General features: G+C 66.8%; 14 protein-coding genes. 9 read left to right on the top strand and 5 right to left on the bottom strand.

The features are described from left to right. The first annotated feature begins 76 nt into the window (after positions 1–76). From QPK31_RS17830 to QPK31_RS17870, 9 genes are all read left to right on the top strand, one after another. Positions 77–949 carry an alpha/beta fold hydrolase gene (locus QPK31_RS17830; RefSeq protein WP_290424240.1) on the top strand — a complete coding sequence of 291 codons (873 nt, stop codon included), beginning with the start codon at positions 77–79 and terminating at the stop codon, positions 947–949. Positions 950–974: 25 nt separating this feature from the next. Beyond that, complete coding sequence (locus QPK31_RS17835; RefSeq protein WP_290424241.1) at positions 975–2174, top strand: substrate-binding domain-containing protein; 1200 nt, start codon at positions 975–977, stop codon at positions 2172–2174. A 1-nt stretch (position 2175) separates the two neighbouring features. Continuing rightward, the gene (locus QPK31_RS17840; RefSeq protein WP_290424242.1) at positions 2176–2970 is read left to right on the top strand and encodes an ABC transporter ATP-binding protein; all 795 of its coding nucleotides are present in this window, start codon (positions 2176–2178) and stop codon (positions 2968–2970) included. Next, entirely contained in the window at positions 2963–3688 is a 726-nt protein-coding gene (locus tag QPK31_RS17845; RefSeq protein ID WP_290424243.1) for an ABC transporter ATP-binding protein, read from the top strand. Before QPK31_RS17840 ends, QPK31_RS17845 begins: the two co-directional genes overlap by 8 nt. Positions 3689–3698: 10 nt before the next feature. Beyond that, on the top strand, positions 3699–4766 hold the full coding sequence (locus QPK31_RS17850) for a branched-chain amino acid ABC transporter permease (RefSeq protein WP_374045821.1): 1068 nt from the start codon (positions 3699–3701) through the stop codon (positions 4764–4766). 4 nt (positions 4767–4770) lie between these two features. Continuing rightward, positions 4771–5847 carry a branched-chain amino acid ABC transporter permease gene (locus QPK31_RS17855; protein ID WP_290424244.1) on the top strand — a complete coding sequence of 359 codons (1077 nt, stop codon included), beginning with the start codon at positions 4771–4773 and terminating at the stop codon, positions 5845–5847. Positions 5848–6173: 326 nt separating this feature from the next. Further along, on the top strand, positions 6174–6851 hold the full coding sequence (locus QPK31_RS17860) for a choice-of-anchor J family PEP-CTERM protein (RefSeq protein WP_290424245.1): 678 nt from the start codon (positions 6174–6176) through the stop codon (positions 6849–6851). A gap of 28 nt (positions 6852–6879) precedes the next feature. Continuing rightward, positions 6880–7314, top strand: a complete 435-nt coding sequence (locus QPK31_RS17865) for a post-PEP-CTERM-1 domain-containing protein (protein ID WP_290424246.1) — start codon at positions 6880–6882, stop codon at positions 7312–7314. Then, entirely contained in the window at positions 7301–8746 is a 1446-nt protein-coding gene (locus tag QPK31_RS17870; RefSeq protein WP_290424247.1) for a PA domain-containing protein, read from the top strand. The genes QPK31_RS17865 and QPK31_RS17870 overlap by 14 nt, the downstream gene beginning before the upstream one ends. Positions 8747–8940: 194 nt before the next feature. Here QPK31_RS17870 and ppa read toward each other — a convergent pair whose 3' ends face one another. The 5 genes from ppa to hemC form a co-directional block, all read right to left on the bottom strand. Then, complete coding sequence (gene ppa, locus QPK31_RS17875; RefSeq protein ID WP_290424248.1) at positions 8941–9483, bottom strand: inorganic diphosphatase; 543 nt, start codon at positions 9481–9483, stop codon at positions 8941–8943. A gap of 375 nt (positions 9484–9858) precedes the next feature. After that, positions 9859–11055, bottom strand: a complete 1197-nt coding sequence (locus tag QPK31_RS17880) for a heme biosynthesis protein HemY (protein ID WP_290424249.1) — start codon at positions 11053–11055, stop codon at positions 9859–9861. Positions 11056–11058: 3 nt separating this feature from the next. Then, positions 11059–12219, bottom strand: a complete 1161-nt coding sequence (locus tag QPK31_RS17885) for a uroporphyrinogen-III C-methyltransferase (RefSeq protein WP_290424250.1) — start codon at positions 12217–12219, stop codon at positions 11059–11061. Further along, positions 12216–12995, bottom strand: a complete 780-nt coding sequence (locus QPK31_RS17890; protein ID WP_290424251.1) for a uroporphyrinogen-III synthase — start codon at positions 12993–12995, stop codon at positions 12216–12218. Before QPK31_RS17890 ends, QPK31_RS17885 begins: the two co-directional genes overlap by 4 nt. Continuing rightward, positions 12988–13959, bottom strand: a complete 972-nt coding sequence (gene hemC / locus QPK31_RS17895; protein ID WP_290424302.1) for a hydroxymethylbilane synthase — start codon at positions 13957–13959, stop codon at positions 12988–12990. Before hemC ends, QPK31_RS17890 begins: the two co-directional genes overlap by 8 nt. Between the last annotated feature and the right edge of the window lie 126 nt (positions 13960–14085).

The following is a 14085-nucleotide window of genomic DNA, read 5'->3' on the forward strand; positions in this document are numbered from 1 at the left end:
GGCCGCCCGACGGTCGGAGGCAAGGGCGCCGGGAGGACGCCCTTTGCCAGCCTTAACCCCAACCATGACAGGCCACATGTCCACTTACACTGAAATCAGCTATACGAGCGGCGATGGCCTGCGCTTGTATGCGCGCGACTACGCCGCCAGTTCGGGGCCGGCGCGCCTGCCCGTGGTCTGCATCCACGGCCTGACCCGCAACTCGGCCGACTTCGACGAGCTGGCGCCGGAAATCGCGCGCACGGGCCGGCGCGTGATCGCGCCCGACGTACGCGGGCGCGGCCACTCGGCCTACGATCCCGATCCGGCCAACTACAACCCGCCCGTGTATGCCGGCGACGTCGTCAAGCTGCTGCACGACCTCGGCATCGCCCGCGCCGTCTTTGTCGGCACCTCGATGGGCGGCCTGATCACCATGACCCTGGCCATGCGCCACCTCGACCTGATCGCCGGCGCGGTGCTGAACGACGTCGGACCGGTGCTGTCGAAAAAAGGCCTGGCGCGCATCGCCGGCTATGCCGGCCGCTGCAACGTATTGTCGACCTGGGACGAGGCGGCCCACTACCTGAAGGACATCAATGCCTGCGCCTTCCCCGGCAACCCGGATGCCGAATGGGACAAGTGGGCGCAGCGTGCCTTTGCCGCCAACGATTCCGGCCAGCTGGCCCTGCGTTACGACCCGAAAATTGCGTTAGCATTGCAAACGGGACAACTGCGGCCCACCTCGCTGGCGGCGCGCATGGCTTTCCGGCGCCTGGCGCACCGGCGCCCCACCCTGCTGGTGCGCGGCGCCCTGTCCGACCTGGTCGAACCCGACCAGGCGGCCTGGATGCGGCGCGCCGCGCCGGCCATGGCGTACGCCGAAGTGCCGGATATCGGCCACGCGCCGATGCTGACCGAGCCGGCGGCGCTGGACGCGATCCGCCGCTTCCTGGACCAGCTTCCATAACAGAACCAGAAAGACAGGAGACAACATGAAGCACCTGATCACACCTCTCGCCGCTTCCATCGTGGCCGCCTTTGCCCTCGGCGCCGCACCCGCCGCGCTGGCCGCCGGCCCAGACCTGAAGATCGCCCTCATCGCCGGCAAGACCGGCGCCCTCGAGGCCTATGCCAAGGAAACCGAGACCGGCTTCATGATGGGCCTGGAATACCTCACCGGCGGCAAGATGGAAATCAACGGGCGCAAGCTGAAGGTCATCGTCAAGGACGACCAGAGCAAGCCCGACCTCGGCCGCACCCTGCTGGCCGAAGCCTATGGCGACGACAAGGCCGACATCGCGGTCGGCACCACCTCGTCGGGCTCGGCGCTGGCGATGCTGCCGGTGGCCAAGGAATACAGGAAGGTGCTGATCATCGAACCGGCCGTGGCCGATGCGATTACCGGCGACAAGTGGAACAAGTACATCTTCCGCACCGCGCGCAGCTCGATGCAGGACGCGATGGCGGCGGCCAGCACCCTGAAGCAAGGCAGCGTCGGCTTCCTGACCCAGGACTATGCCTTCGGGCGCGACGCCATCAAGGCCGGCAAGGAAGCGCTGGCGGCCACCGGCAGCAAGGCCAGGGTGGTGCACGAAGAGTACGCGCCAATGACCACCACCGACTTCACCGCCTCGACCCAGCGCCTGTTCGACGCCCTGAAGGACAAGCCGCAGCCGCGCGTGCTGCAGATCGTCTGGGCCGGCCCGAACCCGATGAACAAGCTGGCCGACATGAAGCCCGAGCGCTACGGCATCCACCTGGCGCCGGGCGGGAACATCCTGCCGGTCATGAAAACCTGGAAGAACTATGCCGGCACCGAAGGCACCATCTATTACTACTACGCCTTCCCGAAGAACAAGATGAACGACTGGCTGGTGGCCGAGCACCAGAAGCGCTTCAAGGCGCCGCCCGACATGTTCACGGCCGGCGGTTTCGCAGCGGCGAGCGCGGTCCACACCGCCCTGTCGAAAGTCCCGAATGGGAACAGCGAACAGCTGGTGACGGCGATGGAAGGCATGTCCTTCGATACCCCGAAAGGCAAGATGAGCTTCCGCAAGGAAGACCACCAGGCGCTGCAATCGATGTACCACTTCCGCATCAAGAAGAACCAGGCCAACGAGTGGGACTTGCTGGAACTGGTGCGCGAGATCCCGGTCAACGACATGCCGCTGCCGGTCAAGAACAAGCGCTGACATGGCGGCCTTGAATACGCAAGCGCCCTCGCTGTCGACGCGCGACCTGACGATCCGCTTCGGCGGCCACGTCGCGGTCAACGCGGTGACGGCGGACTTTTATCCGGGCACGCTGACGGTGATTGTCGGTCCCAACGGGGCCGGCAAGACCACCTATTTCAACCTGGTCTCGGGCCAGCTGCCGGCCACCTCGGGCAGCGTGCTCCTGAACGGCCAGGACGTGACCAAGGCCGGCGCCGCGCGCCGCACGCGCCTGGGCATCGGGCGCGCCTTCCAGCTGACGAATTTGTTCCCCAACCTGACGGTGATGGAGAACGTGCGCCTGGCGGTGCAGAGCCGCGCGGGCCTGGGCATGAACATGTTCTCGGTCTGGTTCGGGCACAAGGAACTGATCGCGCGCGCCGAGCATTACCTCGAGCGCGTCGCCATGCTGGGCAAGCGCGAGGCGCGCGTCGGCGCGCTCTCGCACGGCGACCAGCGCAAGCTGGAAGTCGCGATCCTGCTGGCGCTGGAACCCGACATCCTGATGTTCGACGAGCCGACCGCCGGCATGAGCGTCGACGAGGTGCCGGTGGTGCTGGACCTGATCCAGTCCGTAAAGCGCGACAGCGCCAGGACGGTCTTGCTGGTCGAGCACAAGATGGACGTGGTGCGCCAGCTCGCCGACCGCATCATCGTGCTGCACAACGGCACCTTGGTCGCGGACGGCGATCCGCATGAAGTGATGCAATCGAAGATCGTACAGGAAGCCTATCTTGGAACACCCGACACCGAACCCGCCGCCGCCCATGGCTGAACCACTGCTCACGCTTGCGGGCGTCCACACCCACATCGGCCAGTACCACATCCTGCAAGGCGTGGACCTGACGGTGCCGCGCGGCGGTCTGTCGGTGCTGCTCGGCCGTAACGGCGCCGGCAAGACCACCACCCTGCGCACCATCATGGGCCTGTGGAAGGCCAGCGCCGGCAGCATCCATTTCGACGGCCAGGACATCAGCAAATTGGCCACGCCCGACATCGCCCGCCTCGGCATCGCCTACGTCCCGGAAAGCATGGCCGTGTTCTCGGACCTCAGCGTGCGTGAGAATTTGCACCTGGCGGCGCGTGGCGGTCCGATGGACATGGCGCGCGTGGAGTGGATCTTCGGCTTCTTCCCGGCCCTGAAAAAATTCTGGAACTACCCGGCGGGGAACCTCTCAGGCGGCCAGAAGCAGATGGTGGCGATCGCCCGCGCCATCGTCGAACCGCGCAAGCTGCTGCTGGTGGACGAGCCGACCAAGGGCCTGGCCCCGAGCATCGTGCAAAGCCTGATCGCGGCCTTCCGCGAACTCAAGGAACACGAGACCACCATCCTGCTGGTCGAGCAGAATTTCAACTTCGTGCGCTCGCTCGGCGATACCGTGAGCGTGATGGACGACGGCCGCGTGGCCCATGCCGGCACGATGGCGGCGCTGGCGAACGACGAAGCGCTGCAGCAGCGCCTGCTCGGCCTGTCGCTGGCCGCACACCAATAGGATTCTTACGATGCCTGCTACTCTTCCCCGCGCCGGCGTTGCATCATCCGCCGCATCTTCCGCCGCCCCGCCAGCGCAAGCGGCGGATGCGCCGCTCCCGAGCGCCCCGCGCGACATCGCGCCGGTGCTGCTGGTGCCCATGCTGGCCCTGCTCATGCTGCCCCTGGTCGGCAGCTTCCCCACCTGGATCACGCTCACCGTCGCCGGCCTCGCCATGGGCATGATGATCTTCATCATGGCCAGCGGCCTGACCCTGGTGTTCGGCCTGATGAACGTGCTGAACTTCGGCCATGGCGCCTTTGTCTCGGTGGGCGCGTTTGCCGCTACGTTGGTGCTGCTGCCGATGCGCGGCTGGCTCGAGATGGATTCATTGCTGGTCAACCTCGGCGTGCTGGCCCTGGCCGTGACGGTGGCGATGCTGGTCACCGCCCTGCTCGGCTGGGCCTTCGAGCGCGTGATCATCATGCCGGTGTATGGCCAGCATTTAAAACAGATCCTGATCACCATGGGCGGCATGATCGTCGCCGAGCAGCTGATCAACGTGATCTGGGGCGCCGAGACCATCCCGCTGCCGCTGCCGACCAGCCTGCGCGGCGCCATCTTCCTGGGCGACGCCGCCATCGAAAAATACCGGCTGGTGGCCGTGATCGTCGGCCTGGTCGTGTTCGCCGCCATGTTCCTGACCCTGAACCGCACCAAGATCGGCCTCCTGATCCGCGCCGGCGTCGAAAACGGCGAAATGGTCGAGAGCCTGGGCTACCGCATCCGCCGCCTGTTCGTCGGCGTGTTCGCGGCCGGTTCCGCGCTGGCCGGCCTGGGCGGCGTGATGTGGGGCCTGTACAAGGAAACCCTGTCGGCGGCGATGGGCGGCGAAATCATGATCATGATCTTCATCGTGATCATCATCGGCGGCCTCGGTTCGGTGGGCGGCTGCTTCATCGGCGCCCTGCTGATGGCGCTGGTAGCCAACTATGCCGGCTTCCTGGCGCCGAAGATCGCGCTGGTCTCGAACATCATCCTGATGATCGCGATCCTGCTGTGGCGCCCGGCCGGGCTGTATTCGAAGATGCGGGGCTGAGCGCATGCTGAACACACTCCTTTCCGGCGATTTGCCGCGCAGCCGCATCCTGAGTGCCGTGCTGGTGCTGATCCTGCTGGGTCTCGCCTTTGCGCCCTTCCTCACGGCCGGCGCCCGTCCGCTGAACATGGCGGCCACGATCTGCGTGTATATCGTGCTCGTGGCGTCCTATGACCTGCTGCTCGGCTACACCGGCATCGTCTCGTTTGCGCACACCATGTTCTACGGGATCGGCGCCTATGGCATCGGCCTCGGACTGGCATCCGTCGATGAACCGACCTGGGGCGTGGCGTTGAAGGGGCTGGGGCTGGCGCTGCTGCTGGCCCTGGTGCTGGCGTTCATCGTCGGCCTGTTCGCGCTGCGCGTGCGCGCCATCTTCTACGCCATGATCACGCTGGCGGTGGCGTCCTCGTTCGCGGTGCTGGCGTCGCAGCTGTCGGACTTCACCGGAGGCGAAGACGGCAAGACCTTCAGCGTGCCGGAAGTGCTGACGCCGGGCTTCACGCTGATCGAGAACGAGGTGTTCGGGCGCGCCATCGACGGCAAGCTGCTCACCTATTACCTGGTGTTCTTCGGCTGCCTGCTGCTCTTCCTGTTCCTGCTGCGCCTGGTGAATTCGCCGTTCGGGCGCGTGCTGCAGGCGATCCGCGAGAACGAGTTCCGCGCCGAGGCGCTGGGCTACCGCACCGTGGTCTACCGCATCTGGGCCAACTGCCTGGCGGCGCTGGTGGCGGTGCTGGCCGGCGCCCTGATGGCGCTGTGGCTGCGCTATGTCGGACCCAAGACCTCGCTCGGCTTCGAGGTGATGACCGACATCCTGCTGATCGTGGTCATCGGCGGCATGGGCACGATGTACGGCGCGGTGGTGGGCGCGGCGCTGTTCATCCTGGCGCAGAACTACCTGAAGGAGCTGATGGCGCATGGATCAAGCGCGCTGGAAGGCGTGCCGCTGCTGGCCGCGGCCGTGCACCCGGACCGCTGGATGCTGTGGCTGGGCGTGCTGTTCGTACTGTCGATCTATTTCTTCCCGGTTGGGATCGTCGGCAAGCTGCGGCTGCGCAGCTACTTCGCGCAGCGCTGACGCTTCCTCTTTGCCGCGAACATTCGCGTTCGCGGCTTTCGTAGGGTGGGCACCTGTGCCCACGCTGTTTCACCTTTCGAACACCACCATGTTCCATTATTACCGGCTTGTGTAAACCATGGTGGTTTGCATCGGTACCATACCGCGTGGACACAGGTGTCCACCCTACGCCCCCTCCGATTCCCCAAACCGCTGAGTTACAGCGCACCTTGAATAAAGATCAAGGTTCGCTCTTGTTCAGCTCATATGATGAACTGAACCATGGCCTCGTGTCAGCCAGGCGCGAGTTCGACGCCATCCTTCTGGCTTCGCATGAAAGCTCATCCATGAACACACTCAAGTCGTATGCAGCGGCCGGCGCGCTTGCGCTGGCGACGCTCGCGCCCGGGGCCGCCAGTGCCGCCGGCGTCGAGATCCTCAACGAAGGTTTCGGCAACGTCGCCGGTCTCACAGGCTGGACCCTGGTGAACAACAGTTCGCCGGCCGGCAGCAGCTGGTTCCAGGGCAATGCCGACGTCTTCGGTGCGCAGTCCGGCGCCGCCGATTCGTATGCCGCCGCCAGCTTCCTCGGCGCCGCCAACGGCCAGGGCGTGGTCGACAACTGGCTGATCACGCCGGTCCTCACGCTCACCGGCCTGACCAACTTCTCGTTCTACACCGCGCACGAGGCCGTACCGGGCTTTTCCGACTTCCTGGAAGTGCGCTGGGCGCCGGGCAGCAGCGGCGGCACCACCGCCTTCGGCACCCTGCTCGCCACCTTCGGCGGCGTCGGTTCGCCTTACCCGACGGACTGGACCGCCTGGAGCAGCAACCTCAACCTCCAGGGCGAAGGCCGTTTCGCGTTCCGCTACGTCGGATACGCCGATAGCCTGAACTATGTCGGTCTCGACACGGTCCGAGTAGTCACGGCGGTGCCGGAACCTTCGCTGTACGCCATGCTGGCCCTTGGCCTTGGTGCCCTGACTGTCATGCGCCGCAGGCAGGCAAACCGAGAAGCAAACTGAGCAGTCAAACGCGTTCCGGAGACCCACCATGTCATCCAAAAAACTGTTAGCGGCGCTGCCCCTGACCGCCATCTGCTTCATGCCTCACCACGCCTCAGCCCAGGACCAGCAAGGCATGGTCGTCGTCCGCGACGCCCAGACCGGCCAGCTGCGCGCGCCGACCGCGGCCGAGTCCCGCGCGCTGGCGCCAAAGACCACCAGCGCGATGACGGCGCCGGCGCGGCCGTCGATGGTCACCCATGCGAGCGGGGCGCGCCAGGTGCGCCTGGGCGAGCGCGGCCTCGTGTATTCCGTGGTCACGCGCGACGGCGACGGCAAGCTGAGCGACGAATGCGTCCGCGGCGAAGAGGCGGCCGAGCACGCCGTCCATGGCCACGGCCAGCACGGGCACAGCCAGGGAGCACCCACCGGGCAAGCCGAACAGGCACACGATGACAAGGAGGGTCGCCATGAAGTCCGTTAAATCCGCGCTGCGCCCGGCCGGCGCGCTGGCCGTCCTGGCCCTCGCCCTTGCCGCCTCCGGCGCCGCCGGCTTCGCCCAGGCCGCCACCATCACCATCGTCAACCAGAACGCCGCCGGCATCGGCTTCAACGATCCGACGCCGGTGGCCCCGGTGGGCGGCAACCCCGGCACCACGCTCGGCCAGCAGCGCCTGTACGCCTTCCAGCATGCGGCCAACATCTGGGGCGCCACCCTCACCAGCAATGTGCCGATCCGCATCGGCGCCTCCTTCGTGCCGCTTTCGTGCACCGCCAACAGCGCCGTGCTCGGCTCGGCCGGCGCCAACGAGATCTGGTCCGACTTCACCAACGCGCCGCGCCAGAACACCTGGTATCCGAGCGCGCTGGCCAGCAAGCTGGCCGGAGTCGACGTCGCCACGCCGGGCGAGCCGCACATCATCGCGCGCTTCAATTCGCGTCTCGGCCTGTTTGCCGATTGCCTGCCCGGCTCCGGCTTCTATCTCGGCACCGACAACAATGCCGGCAGCCAGATCGACCTGGTCACGGTGCTGCTGCACGAAATGGCCCACGGCCTCGGCTTCCAGACCTTCACCGACGACGAAACCGGCGCCGAGATCCAGGACATCCCGTCGATCTGGGACCACTACCTGGTCGACAACCGTACCGAGCGCCTGTGGGTCGACATGACGCCCGCCGAGCGCGTGGCCTCGGCCATCAGCGGCGACGGCCTGTCGTGGAACGGCCCGATCGTCACCGCCGCCGTGCCGCAAGTGCTCGATCCGAAGTCGCGCCTGACGGTTGCCGGCAGTGCCGCCGGCAACGCGGCCGGCAACTACGAAGTCGGCGACGCCTCCTTCGGCCCGCCGCTGGGCGCCACGACCGTCAGCGGCCAGCTGATGCCGGTGGTCGAGCAGCCCGACGGCACCGGCCTGGCCTGCACCGCCCTCAACGAGCTGAACACGCTGGCGGTGCGCGGCAACATTGCCCTGGTCTCGCGCGGCAGCTGCGACTTCGTCGCCAAGGCGCGCAACGTCCAGGCGGCCGGTGCGATCGGCATGATCGTGGCCGACAATGCGCCCGGCGAAGCGACCGGCATGAGCGGCGACGATCCGAGCATCACGATCCCATCGGTGCGCGTGACCCAGGAAGCCGGCAACACGCTGCGCGCCGCATTGCAGTCCCGTTCGCGCACCCGTTCCGGCGTGACCGCCAGCCTCGGCATCGACCCGAACCGCCTGGCCGGCACCGACGCCCAACGCCGCATCCTGATGTACACGCCGACCACCAACGCGCCGGGCTCGTCGACCTCGCACTACACGACCGACGCCAAGCCGAACCAGCTGATGGAGCCGTCGATTAACTCGGACCTGTCGCATACGGTGACGCCGCCACGCGACCTGACCTATCCGCTCTTGCAGGATATTGGCTGGTAAAGGTGGTTGGGGAAATTTAGCCGCTAAACTGTGCCGCTGAACGCGGCCGCGAGATGATGGTGATGCGTGCTCGCTGAACGCGGTCGCGCAAGGCTGTCAGGCGCTCGTTGAAAGCAGCAGCAACAAAACAAAAGGCCGGCCACCCGAGGGCGCCGGCCTTTTTCTTCCACGGCGCCAATAAGGCGCATGGGGTATTACTGCTGTTTCTGCTTGGCGTTGTAAGCGTTGACGCCGTTGACGATCTCGGCTTTCGCTTCTTCCGGACCGGCCCAGCCTTCGACCTTGACCCACTTGCCTTTTTCGAGGTCCTTGTAGTGCTCGAAGAAGTGCTGGATCTGCTGCAGGCGCAGGTCTTGCAGGTCTTCCGGCTTCTGCCAGTGGCTGTAGATCGGCAAGATCTTGTCGACTGGCACAGCCAGGACCTTGGCGTCACCGCCGCCTTCGTCGGTCATCTTCAGCACGCCGATCGCGCGGCAACGCACGACCACGCCAGGGATCAGCGGGAACGGGGTGATCACCAGCACGTCGCATGGGTCGCCGTCGTCCGACAGGGTTTGCGGCACGTAGCCGTAGTTGCACGGGTAGTGCATCGCGGTGCCCATGAAGCGGTCGACGAAGATCGCGCCGGTGTCCTTGTCCACTTCGTACTTGATCGGATCGGCATTCATCGGGATTTCGATGATGACGTTGAAATCGTTCGGCACATCGCGGCCGGCTGGGACGTTGTTCAAGCTCATGGAGTGTTCCTTGGTTGCTGAAGATTCAATAAAGGGGAGCATTATATCGAATAGGCATCAGCTTGTCCGGGGCATGCGGGGTGTGTGGTGCGGCAATGCTCGGGAGGATGGGCGGGCGGTAGCGGGGCTGTTGCCTGTGGCGGCAGTGGTGTGTTGAATCCGCGTGGGCACGGGGTGCCCACCGTACGGGAAATGTTCCGGGCCACAAACCGACGCACCAACGCCGAGGTTTCATTTTCGAGGCACGCAGTGCCGAACCCGCGGCCCCAACCGTACGGTGGGCACCCCGTGCCCACGCGGATTCAATGGGCCGATAACGCGTCAGGCAACAGCCCCATTATCAGCAGCACACGCTGTCCACGACAAGCCACCCCATCACAGCATATTCGCCAACGCACTATGCCGATAATGCCCCGCCGCCTTCTCATCCTGCCCCAGCGCCTCGTGCAGCTGCGCCAGCTTCAGGTGCACGTCGCGCACCATGGCCGAATCCGTCGCGTCCGACAGCGCCCCCTCCAGGTAACGCTGCGCCTTGCCCCACAATTTCTGGCGCAGGCATAGCGAGCCCAGCGCAAACGCCAGTTCCGCATCGTTCGGCCGCTCGCGCAGCCAGCCTTCGCAATTTTCGATCTGCGCCAGCAGCGTCGCCGATCCCGCCGGCCCGGCCGCGTCGCGGTAGGCCCGCACCACGCGCTCGTCCCAGCCCGCGCGCAAGGCGTCCTCGGCAATCACGCGTGCCTCGTCATGCAGGCCGCTGGCATTGAAGGCGGTGGCCGCGCGCGCCGCGATGTACGGCTTGGTACGGTCCGCCGCCGGCACGTCGGCCCACACGCGCCGGATCGCTTCCGGATCGTGCCCCTCTTCCGACAGCAGCGCCTCGTAGGCCAGCTCGCGCAGGCGCGCCGCCAGCGCCGGATGCAGCGCCTTGCGCTTGTCCAGGATGCGCACCAGGCGCAGCACTTCCGGCCAGTTGCGTGCCTGCTGGTGCGCTTTCATCGACCATTGCAGCGCGTGGATGTGGCGCTGGCCGCTGGCGTTCAGCTCCTCGGCCGCTTCCAGCGCCGCTTCCGGCTGGTGGTCATCGACCAGCAGCTCGATCACGGTCATCAGGCGCGCCGTCTTCATGCTGTTGTCGCTGGCGATGCCCGCCAGCCAGGCGTCGCGCCGCGCCGGCTCGCGCATGCGGTGGGCGGCGCGGGCGCCGATCAGGGCCGCCAGGCCCGCGTTCTCGGGCAGCTCGGCGGCGCGCATCGCGGCCTTTTCGGCGTGGCCGAAGCGTCCTTCGAGCAGCGCTTTCAGCGCATCGCGCAGGCCCTTGTTGCCTTCGCGCTCACGCTTGCGCAGGCGGTAGGCGGCCACGCGCTGCGGCATGCGCAGCGTCGAGCGCACCGCGCGCACCAGGCCATATAGCATCAGGAACAGCGCCGCCAGCAAGACCACGAACAGGTTCAGCGACATGTCGATCCGGTGCGGCGGATAGAACAGCACCACGTTGCCCGGATTGAAGCGCGCCGTCACGGCGATGCCGATGGCGGCGGCCATCAGGGCGACTAACCAGAGGAGTAAACGCATGGATCAGGGCTTCGTCTTGTAGTTGCGCACGGCGTTCAGGCTCTCGGCCAGCGTCGGCATCTCGATCGACAGGTTGTTGGCCTGGACCTGGCGCAGCGCGCTTTGCGCCTGCTGGGTCGTGCGCGCCCGCGTGTCGAAGTATTTTTCCAGCGTCTGGCGCGCCGACGTCAGGTCGTCCGAGAAGGTGGTCTCGTCGCGCGAGAGCAGCGCCATGCGCGCGTTCAGCAGGCGCAGCTTGAGGTTCTCGCGCACGAAATAGCGCTGCTCCGGCGACAGCATCAGCGCATCCGGCGTGTTCACGCTGCGCACGCGGATCAGCTGGCGGATGTCGTCCCACATCTCCTCGGTCCAGTTACGCCAGGTTTGCACCATGCGCTCGCCCACGCCCAGCGGCGCCGGCGCAGCCGCCCCGGCTGGGCCGGCCGCCGCGGCATGTTGCGCCTGCACGCGGCCGGCGCGTACCGGCGCGGCCGGCAGCAGCGGCTGCTCGTCGGACACCAGCGGAAGCGTGTCGACCTGGGCGATCACACTGTCCAGGCGCACGGCCACGCCGGCCAGGTCGACGGCCGGCAGCGCCTTGAGTTTTTCCATGTCGCTGGCAATCGCGCGGCGCACGGTGATGAACTGCGGCTTGTCGGAACGCGACAGCGAGCGGTCGGCGTTCTGCAAAGCGATCAGCGCGCCCTGCACGTTGCCGGCCAGTTGCAACTGCTGGCTGGCGGTCGACAGCACCTGCTCGACTTCCGACAGCGCCCATTCGTCGCGGCTCTTCGACAGGTCCTGGTAGAGCTGCTCGAGCGCCAGCTGCTGGCTCTGGCTTTCCAGCTGGCGGCTTTCCAGCACTCCGACCTTCAGCTGCAAGGCCTTCGACTGCTCGGCGACATCGCGCGCCAGTGAAGCGGTCTCGGCATTGATCTCGTTGCCTTTTTGCAGGCTGGTCGCCATTTCCCTGCGCAGCGTGTTGATGCGGCTGTGGCTCGACCAGGTCTGGGCCACCAGCAGCACCGCCAGCGCGATCACGGCCAGCGGCAGCGGACGCATCAGGGAGTCGGCCAGGCTGGGGCCGCGCACCGGCGCACGCGCGATGGATTCGGGGGCCGGCGCCAGGGGCGCTGCGGCGGGCTGCGTCGACGGCAGCTCTGGATGATTCGGCAATTCGTTCATGTTCTAGATTGTAACGCGGCAAGCAGGCGCTCGTCGCCCGAGCCGGTGAGCGTGACATGGGCCAATCCCAGGGCGGCGGCCGTTTCCGCTATACGCGCATGAGGAACGATCACATGCTGCTGTTGCATTTTTGCCACTAATGATGGATCGGCCAGCGCCAGGAGGTCGAACAGCCCGCGCAGCGCCTCGGAACTGGTCAGCAGCCAATCGTTCGGCTCAAGCAGCAACCCGCGCAAGCTCGCCGCCAATTCGGGGGTCAATGCCGGCACGCTGCGCCGGTAAGCCGGCACGACGTCGACCTCGGCGCCGGCGGCCCGGAAGCCCTCGGCCATCAACTCGCGCCCCGATTCGCCACGCACGATCAGCACCCGCTTGCCGCGCAAGGCGGCCAGGTCGAGGGTATGCAGCAGGTTCTCGGAATCGCTGCGCGTCGGGTCCTGCGGCCCGACAATGGTGGCGTTCGCCTCGGTGAGGCCATGACGCGCCAGCGCGGCGCGGCTGCCCTCGCCCAGTACCGCCAGCGCCACCTGGCGCGGCCAGGCCGCCAGCCGCTCCTGCAGATGGGCCAGCGCCGCGTCGATCGCATTCGGGGATACGAAGGCGACCAGGGCATAGTTATCCAGCCCGGCCAGCACCGCGCGCAGCGCCGACTGGTCGGCCAGGGGCGCGATCTCCAGCAGCGGCAACAGCACTGGCGTGCGCCCGAGGGCGGCGACGGCCTGCGCCAGGCCCTCGGCCTGGGCGCGCGGGCGCGTGATGACGACCTTGTCAGGCATCGCTGGCGGCGTCCTGCCTGATCGCTTCCAGGATCGCGCGCGCGTCCTGTTGATCCAGCAGTGCGGACACACGCTCGCCCAGCAGCTCCGGCTGGTTTGCAGCGCCGGTCAGTTCGGCGTGCGCGCTGCGCTTGCCGTCGGGCGTGGCGACCATGGCGCGCAGGTGCATGTTGGCGCCGTCGACGGTGGCGTGCGCAGCCAGCGGGATCTGGCAGCTGCCGCCGAAGATTTTCGAGACCTTGCGCTCGGCCATCACGGCGTGCGCGGTGTCCGCGTGGTTCAGCGGCGCCAGCAGCGCGCGCAAGTCCACGCCGTCGCTACGCTCGCCGCTGGCGATCTCGATCGCCATCGCGCCCTGGCCGGCGGCCGGCAGGCTCAATTCCGGTTCCAGCACGCTGCGGATACGCTGCGGCAGGCCCAGGCGCTTGAGGCCGGCGGCGGCCAGGATGATGGCGGCATAATCGCCGCGGTCGAGCTTACCGAGGCGGGTGTCCAGGTTGCCGCGCAGCGGCTGGATGACCAGGTGCGGGTAGCGCGCGGCGATCAGGGCCTGGCGCCGCAGGCTGCTGGTGCCGACCACGGCGCCGGGCGGCAACGCATCGAGGCTGGCGTAGTCGTTCGAGACAAAGGCGTCGCGCGGGTCTTCGCGCTCGAGCACGGCCGCCAGTTCAAAACCTTCCGGCAGGTCCATCGGCACGTCCTTCAGGGAGTGCACGGCCAGGTCGGCGCGGCTCTCGGCCATCGCCACTTCAAGCTCTTTCACGAACAGGCCCTTGCCGCCCACCTTCGAGAGGGTGCGGTCGAGGATCTGGTCGCCACGCGTCGTCATCCCGAGGATGCTAATTTGGCAATCTGGATATAATGCGGCGAGACGGTCGCGCACGTGCTCCGCCTGCCACATGGCGAGGCGGCTCTCGCGTGATGCGATAATCAATTGCGATGGCACTTCCACCTGCTGCGTCATGTCGGATGCTTTCACACAAATTCTTTCACTGTCGTTGCTCACCAGCCGATGCCAGTGACGGCCCTTGCAAAGGACCATAAATTTTAGCATGGGGCTTCATCTTCAACGTGGCCGACCGCCACGTAC

This window comes from Massilia sp. YIM B02769 (assembly GCF_030411995.1).
In the GTDB taxonomy this organism is placed as follows: Bacteria; Pseudomonadota; Gammaproteobacteria; order Burkholderiales; family Burkholderiaceae_D; genus Telluria.